Source organism: Ideonella azotifigens, assembly GCF_006519715.1.
Taxonomy (GTDB): Bacteria; Pseudomonadota; Gammaproteobacteria; order Burkholderiales; family Burkholderiaceae_C; genus Ideonella; species Ideonella azotifigens.
Genome location: NZ_VIDT01001188.1, coordinates 1 through 1,019, shown reverse-complemented (window position 1 = coordinate 1,019; position 1,019 = coordinate 1). Strand labels below are relative to the sequence as shown.

Here is a 1,019-nt window from a genome sequence, read left to right as displayed (position 1 = left end):
GCAGGCGCAGCATGGCCGCGGCGGGGTGGCGGCTGCATCAGGTCCAGCGTCATCAGCATCAGGCGACGCAGGCCGTCCCAGGCTTCGGTGGGCCAGTCGGGGTGGCGCAGGCCTTTGACCAGGCCGTCGCAGATCGCGGCGGCCTGCACCAGTGCGGCCAGCTTGGCGTCATCCAGTTGCGGCAACACGCGCTCGAAGGCGCGCTCCTTGTCTCCCCAAACCCGCGCTTCGCGCAGCGCCATCGGCAGCGGCTTGCCGCCGGCCATCGCGTCGCGGGCGCGCTTCATCGCGCGGATGTCCTCGGCCAGGTTCCAGTGCACCAGCACCGCGGCCTCGCCTTCGGCGCGCAGGCCGTCCAGCATGCGCAGCGCGCGCTCGGCCTGGCCGGCCAGCACGGCGGCACCGAGCTTGAAGACGTCGTAGCGGGCCACGTCCAGCACCGCGTCCTGGATCTGCTCGAAGCTGAGTTCGCCTTCGGGGTACAGCAGCGCGAGCTTCTGCAGTTCCTGGTGCGCGGCCAGCAGGTTGCCTTCGACCCTGTCGGCGAAAAACGCCAGCGCCTGCTGGCCCGCTTCACCGGCGGGCAGCGACTGGCCTTGCGCGCCCAGCCGGCGCGAGATCCATTGAGGCAGCTGATTGCGCTCGATCGGGTCCAGCCGTACGGTCACCCCCGCCCGGTCCAGCGCCAGGAACCAGGCACTTTGCTGCTGCTGGCGGTCCAGCCGCGGCAGGTGCACGATGGTGAACAGGCCTTCGCCCAGCCGGTCGCAATACTGCTGCAGCGCGACCGAGCCTTCCTTGCCGGGCTTGCCGGAAGGGATGCGGATCTCGATCAGCTGCTGGTCGGCAAACAAGCCCATGGACTGCGCGGCGCCCAGCACGCTGCTCCAGTCGAAATGCGCGCCGCTGACGGTGAAGACCTGGCGCTCGGAGACGCCGGCTGCGCGGGCCGCCGCACGGATCGAATCGGCCGCCTCCTGCGCCAGCAGTGGCTCGTCGCCGTGCAGCGTGTAAAGCGG

Annotated in this window: 1 protein-coding gene; it reads right to left on the bottom strand. The window is 70.7% G+C overall.

Annotated features, from left to right (window positions below; genetic code table 11):
• The coding region (holA, locus tag FKP22_RS31525) for a DNA polymerase III subunit delta (protein WP_141292083.1) at window positions 1–1,019 on the bottom strand (1,019 nt) is incomplete at both ends.